Origin of the sequence: Ruegeria sp. (genome assembly GCF_028066395.1) — a bacterium.
In the GTDB taxonomy this organism is placed as follows: Bacteria; Pseudomonadota; Alphaproteobacteria; order Rhodobacterales; family Rhodobacteraceae; genus Ruegeria.
The window spans coordinates 2,136-7,967 of record NZ_JALCBM010000099.1 but is presented as its reverse complement, the minus strand read 5'-3'; the positions used below and the strand labels follow the sequence as shown (position 1 = coordinate 7,967).

Annotated in this window: 5 protein-coding genes; 3 read left to right on the top strand and 2 right to left on the bottom strand. The window is 60.0% G+C overall.

The window, feature by feature from the left end:
- The first annotated feature begins 133 nt into the window (after window positions 1-133).
- The 3 genes from MPJ51_RS20460 to MPJ51_RS20450 all read left to right on the top strand — a co-directional run bounded on the left by MPJ51_RS20460 (window position 134) and on the right by MPJ51_RS20450 (window position 3,665).
- Window positions 134-1,693 (top strand): FAD-binding oxidoreductase, encoded by a 1,560-nt coding sequence (locus MPJ51_RS20460; RefSeq protein WP_298390708.1) that lies wholly within the window; start codon window positions 134-136, stop codon window positions 1,691-1,693.
- A gap of 131 nt (window positions 1,694-1,824) precedes the next feature.
- Window positions 1,825-2,952, top strand: a complete 1,128-nt coding sequence (lptF, locus tag MPJ51_RS20455; protein ID WP_298390706.1) for an LPS export ABC transporter permease LptF — start codon at window positions 1,825-1,827, stop codon at window positions 2,950-2,952.
- A 110-nt stretch (window positions 2,953-3,062) separates the two neighbouring features.
- The gene (locus MPJ51_RS20450) at window positions 3,063-3,665 is read left to right on the top strand and encodes an HD domain-containing protein (RefSeq protein WP_298390704.1); all 603 of its coding nucleotides are present in this window, start codon (window positions 3,063-3,065) and stop codon (window positions 3,663-3,665) included.
- Window positions 3,666-3,713: 48 nt separating this feature from the next.
- Here MPJ51_RS20450 and speB read toward each other — a convergent pair whose 3' ends face one another.
- Complete coding sequence (gene speB, locus MPJ51_RS20445) at window positions 3,714-4,556, bottom strand: agmatinase (protein ID WP_298390702.1); 843 nt, start codon at window positions 4,554-4,556, stop codon at window positions 3,714-3,716.
- A complete protein-coding gene (gene nspC / locus MPJ51_RS20440) occupies window positions 4,553-5,722 on the bottom strand; it encodes a carboxynorspermidine decarboxylase (protein ID WP_298390699.1) in 1,170 nt (389 codons plus the stop codon). Before nspC ends, speB begins: the two co-directional genes overlap by 4 nt.
- Between the last annotated feature and the right edge of the window lie 110 nt (window positions 5,723-5,832).

Genomic DNA, 5,832 nt, shown 5'->3' with positions numbered 1-5,832 from the left:
CGTTATCTTGACCAACAGGGGCGTTTGCTGCCAGCTTGGCTGCGGACAGATACCGGCTGAGACCTGAATTTTGATTTACGGCACGGATGCACGCCTATCCGCGCCCCACCTGCATTTGTTTTGAGGAGCGCCCATGCGCAAAATCAGCAAGACCCTTCTGTCCAAGGACCGCATTGCCAACAGCCGCACCGACCTGACGCTGCAACGGTATCACCCGATCAAGCCCAGTCAGATACGCGCGTTTGAAAAAGGGTTGGTCGGCTCGGTCACCCTGCCCACGGACCCCGATTACAGCACGGATCGGCAAGTCTGGAACCCGGCGTTTCAGGATTATCCCGAGATCATCGTCTATTGTGAGACCATTCAGGACGTGCGCGCCAGTCTGGCCTTTGCGCGCAAGCATGACCTTTGGGTCGTGGCACGGTCCGGGCGGCACAGTACGGCAGGCTATTCGGTCAACAATGCGATGGTGCTGGACACCAGCCGGATGCGGTACGTGACCGTCGATCCGCAGGTGCCGTTGGCCTATGTGGGGCCGGGCACCTCGTTTCAGATGCTGAATTCGGTGTTGAATTCCTATCACCTGCACGTGCCGGGCGGGGCCTGTCAGGATGTCTGTGTGGCGGGGTTCACCATGGGCGGCGGATACGGCTTTACCTCGCGCCTCTATGGCATGGCTTGCGACAATGTGCAGGGCGTCACGGTGATGTTGTGGGATGGCAGTATTGTCGTCGCGGATGCGGACACGAACCCGGACCTGTTCTGGGCGATCCGAGGCGGCACCGGCAACAATTTCGGTATCCTGCTGGAAATCCGCTTCAAGCTGCACAAACTGTACAAAGTCTGGGGCTTCCACATCAAATGGCCGCTGAAAAAGGCGGCCAAGGCGTTGGAATATCTGCAGGCTCATTACATGAAAGACGGCAAATCCGACAAGTTCGGCGCCTATGTCTTTGTGGCCTATCAGGGCAAGGAAAAGGTCCTTCTGGTCTCGGGGCTTTATCACGGGCGCAAGAAAGACGGCATGAAGGTGATCGAGCCGCTGCTGAAAAAGCCCATCGGCGGGCATCTGGAGGATCAGAAAACCGGCACCTACCAGCAGATCAATTCGTGGCTCTATGATGAGAAATACGATATCCCAGTGGTCCCCGATCAGGCCCGAGAAGACAAGCAGGGCGGCTATATCAAGCGCCAGCTAAGCCAGACGGAATGGCAGCGCGTGGTCGACTATCTGGACACCACCCCGAACCCCTATGGCGCGATCGGGATCGAATCTTATGGCGGGGCCATCAACCGTGTGCCGGTGGGCAAGAAGGGCAACGCTTTCATTCACCGCGACGTCAGTCTGAACTTCTACGTTGATGTGTTCTGGCTGTCCGAGGAGGAACGGCAGGTTGTCGAACCGTGGATCGACGGGTTCATGAAACTCATGACGGATGAGGGCTATTTCATTGACCGCCGTTATCAGAACTATCCGCACCGGTCCGATCATAACTATCGCTGGCATTATTGGGGCGACAATTTCAACTCGCTCTTGTTCGTGAAAAAGAAGTTCGACCCGCATAATTTCTTTCACTTCCAGCAGAGCATCTCTGGGGTGCCCAAGGACGCGCCGCCGGGTGTCATCCGGGATAAGTCGCGGTCGTTTTTCAGGGACAAGACAATCACCTATCAAAGCTATTCCAAACCCTGAGCCGAGCCATGGGATGCCCGGGAACCGGCGACCCTTGGCAAAACCGGGGCATGACCGGGTAATCCCGGTTTCCTCTGCCCGGTGAATACCCTAAAGTCGCCGCACGCCACGAACAGCCGAAAAGGGGTCACATGTCGCGTTTCGATGGGTATTTCCTGCGGCAAATGCTGGTTCTGTTCGGCTTTTTCACTCTGGTTCTGGTCGGGGTGTTCTGGATCACCCGCTCTGTCAGCCTGTTTGACCGGCTGATCAGCGGGGGGCAGTCGATGATGGTGTTTCTCGAATTTACCGCGCTGACCCTGCCGACGCTGATTCAGACGGTGATGCCCATGGCGGTCTTTGCCGCCGCTGTCTATGCCACCAACCGGCTCAGCCGCGAAAGCGAGCTGACGGTGATGCTGGCCACGGGTTCAAGCCCATGGCGGCTGGCGCGCGGGGTGTTTGCCTTTGGCCTGATCGCCGGGCTGATGATGGCGGTGATCACTGTTTTCCTGCGCCCAGCCTCGGTCGAGCAGCTGGAACAGCGTCAGGCCGAGGTCGCGGGGGATGTGACTGCCCAGCTGCTGAACGAAGGCGAATTCCTGCATCCCGCCCCCGGCGTGACGGTCTATATCGGACGCGTCGATCTGGATGGCACGTTGCACGAGGTTTTCGTCTCGGACCGGCGGGAACGCGAAACCCCGGTCAGCTATTCCAGCGCCACCGCCTATCTGGTCAATGACGGCAACGGCATTCATCTTGTGATGGTTGATGGTGTGGCGCTGCGGATGAATGCGGCGGGGCAGACGCTGTCTTCGACCCTGTTCGAGGACGCCTCATACGACATCACCGATCTGACCAACGGAACCGAGATGGGACGGCGCAGTATCGGGGCGATCCCGACCCTTGAGCTGATTCGAAACCCCGAAGAGGTCATCCGCGTAGACGGCCACAGCCTGGGCCGTCTGACCGATGAGCTGCACCGCCGGTTCTCGTGGATCGGGATCTGTGTTGCCGTGGCGCTGGTGGGCTATGCCACCCTGACCTTGGGCAGCTTTTCCCGATTTGGCCTGTGGCCGCAAATCTCTGTGGCTTTTCTGATCCTTGTCCTGTTGGAGGGGATACGGGGCTTTCTGTCCCCGTTGGTCGTCAAGGACCCGGCCATGTGGATGCTGCTCTATCTGCCCGGGTTGTTTGGCATTTTCCTGTCGGGCCTGTTTCTGGCGGTTTCGGGCCGACCCCTGATCCGGCGCAACGGGCGGCACAGGGTTCCGGCCTGAACTCGCGGCGGCGTTGACGTCGAATTTACCGCATAAAAGTTCGGTTTCCTTTTGGATATGCGAAATTTGCTCGTTAGGCTGCTCCGAGCAGTCATTTGGAAGGATGCGCCATGCTGGACAAAAGCCACAAACCCACCTGGACCAGTTTTGAAGAGGCGACCAAGGCCGATTGGGACGCCGTGATGGAATATGAAGAGGCGTATAATGCCGCCCTGCCGGACCGGATTCTGGACGCCATCCGCTCGTTGGACGAAGAATGGACGCCCTATCCGGTGAACCGCTATGAACACAGCCTGCAGGCCGCCACCCGCGCCTATGAGGATGGCGCGGATGAGGAACTGGTGGTTGCGGCGCTGATCCATGACACCGGCGATATCCTGTCGCCCTATAACCATGGTGAACTGTCGGCGGCGATGATGAAGCCTTATGTCAGCGAGAAAACCTGCTGGATTCTCAAGCATCACTGCGTGTTTCAGGGCTATTACTACAACCACCATCTGGGCGGCGACCGCAACGCGCGCGACAAATATCGCGACAGCCCGTACTGGGAAGATTGCCGATATTTCTGCCATGAATACGACCAGAAGGCGTTCGACCCGAACTATCCGAGCAAGCCGCTGGAGTTCTTCGAGCCCATGCTGCGCCGCGTCCTGAACAAGGGCGGGGGGCATATGGAGCTGAACGAGACCGTGGAAGACGGTAAAACGGAATAAACGGGCTATTGGGCGGACCCAAAAGGGGCCGCCCTGTGTTCTAGTGTTCTAGCAGCTTGCCATCAGGCGATAGACGATCTGGGCCGTGGTAAAATCCCACGCGGCATTGCCGTTGGGGGCCAGTTCGACCACGTCGAAGCCGACGCATTTCCGGCCCTTCAGCGCATGTTCGACCAGCCGCAAGGCCTGATAGTATCCCAATCCCCCGGGAACGGGCGTGCCGGTGGCGGGCATGATCGCGGGGTCCAGACCGTCGACATCAAAGCTGACATAGACCAGGTCCGGGAAATCCTCGGGCAGGTCGACGGCATGGATGTTTCCGGTCACAAGATCCTCGGCATCCACATGGAAGACGTGGTTTTTCAGACGGCTTTGGGCCTCTTCGGTGGAAAAGGCGCGGACGCCGAACTGGGCCAGTTTGATGCCTTCTTCGGCCAGCAGGTGCATGACCGAGGCATGAGAGTGTTTCTCACCCTGATAGGCATTGCGCAGGTCTGCGTGGGCATCGATCTGGACGATGCCGATGGGGGCGTCCAACGCGCGGGCCACACCCATCACCGCGCCGTAGCTGAGCGAGTGTTCGCCGCCCAGAGTCACCGGCACCTTGCCCGCGCGCACGGCAGCCTCGGTGCGTTGGGCGAGGCGCTCCATGATCTCTGCCAGCGACGCATCGCAATCGACAGGGTCTTCGGTGAAGATGCCCTCGACGCAGGGTTCCGCATGGCCGGTGATGCGCTCAAGCTCATTGCTGGCCTCGATGATCGCCTCGGGGCCTTTGGCTGTGCCTGATCCGTAGGACACTGTGCGTTCCAGCGGCACCGGGATCACGCGGAACCGGGCATCCTCCGAGCGTTCGGACGCGGTCAATTCACTGTCGAGGAAGATGGTCATGAGAGTCTGTCCTTAAAGTCGTCGTAACCGAATTGTTTGATGATCTTCAATTCGTCGCTTTCGCTGTTCCACAGGGCGATGGTGGGCAGGGGGACGCCGTTGAATGTGTTGGTCTTGACCATCGAGTAATGCGCTTGATCGAGAAAGGCGAACCGCTGGCCGATCTCAAGCGGCTTGTCCCACGTGTAATCGCCGATCACGTCACCCGCCAGACAGGAGGGGCCGCCCAGACGGTAGGTATGGCCCACCTCAGCCTCATCCATAAGCGCTGGGCGGTAGGGGGCTTCGATCACATCGGGCATATGGCAGGTGGCCGAGATATCGGTGATCGCAAGGGTCATGCCATTCACCGGCAGGTCGAGGATTTCCCCGACCAGAATGCCTGCGTCCAGTGCGATAGCCTCGCCGGGTTCGAGATAGACGTCGATGCCGTACTTTTCGCGGATTGATTTGATGAAGGCGATCAACCCCTCACGGTCATAGTCTTCGCGGGTGATATGGTGGCCGCCGCCGAAGTTCAGCCATTTGAGGCCGCTCATATACGGGGCCAGTTTGGGTTCCACCGCCGACCATGTGCGTTGCAGCGGTTCGAAGCCCTGTTCGCAGAGCGTGTGCATATGCAGGCCGTCAACCCCGGTCAGGGTCTCGGCGGTCAGTTGGCTGACGGGGGTGCCAAGGCGCGAGCAGGGGGCGCAGGGGTCGTATTTGGGTATCTCGCCCTCGGAATGTTCCGGGTTGATGCGCAGGCCAACCTGTACACCAGCGGTTTGGGCTTTGCTCAGGAACCGGTCTTTTTGCGCCGGTGAATTGAAGATGATGTGGTCCGACAGCGACAGGATTTCCTTCATGTCGGCGTCTTTATATCCGGCGCAGAAGGTTGCGACCTCGCCGCCATATTCCTCGCGGCCCAACTGGGCCTCATAGATGCCGGAAGCGCAGGTGCCGCCCAGATACTGGCGCACAAGTGGTGCCAGCGAGAACATCGAGAACGCCTTGAGCGCGCTGAGGACATGCGCGCCGGAGCGGTCGGAGATGTCCTTGAGGATGCTCAGGTTTCGTTCGATGGCTTTTTCGTCGACCACGAAGCAGGGGGTTGGCACGCGGCTGAGGTCGAAGGCGCGGAACGCTCCGGCGTCGCCTGCTTGGGTGGTCATCATGTCGGACATTTCAGGCGTCTCCGTTGGTGGAGAGGGGGGGGGGGGGGGGGGGGGGGGGCCGGGGGGCGGCGGGGGGGGGGGGGTGGGGGGGGGGGGCGGGGGTGGGGGGGGGCGGGGGG

Bases quoted from the DNA above. Each gene is read 5' to 3' on its own strand.
- MPJ51_RS20460 (WP_298390708.1), top strand. From the start codon at position 134: ATGCGCAAAATCAGCAAGACCCTTCTGTCCAAGGACCGCATTGCCAAC.
- lptF (WP_298390706.1), top strand. From the start codon at position 1,825: ATGTCGCGTTTCGATGGGTATTTCCTGCGGCAAATGCTGGTTCTGTTC.
- MPJ51_RS20450 (WP_298390704.1), top strand. From the start codon at position 3,063: ATGCTGGACAAAAGCCACAAACCCACCTGGACCAGTTTTGAAGAGGCG.
- speB (WP_298390702.1), bottom strand. From the start codon at position 4,556: ATGACCATCTTCCTCGACAGTGAATTGACCGCGTCCGAACGCTCGGAG.
- nspC (WP_298390699.1), bottom strand. From the start codon at position 5,722: ATGTCCGACATGATGACCACCCAAGCAGGCGACGCCGGAGCGTTCCGC.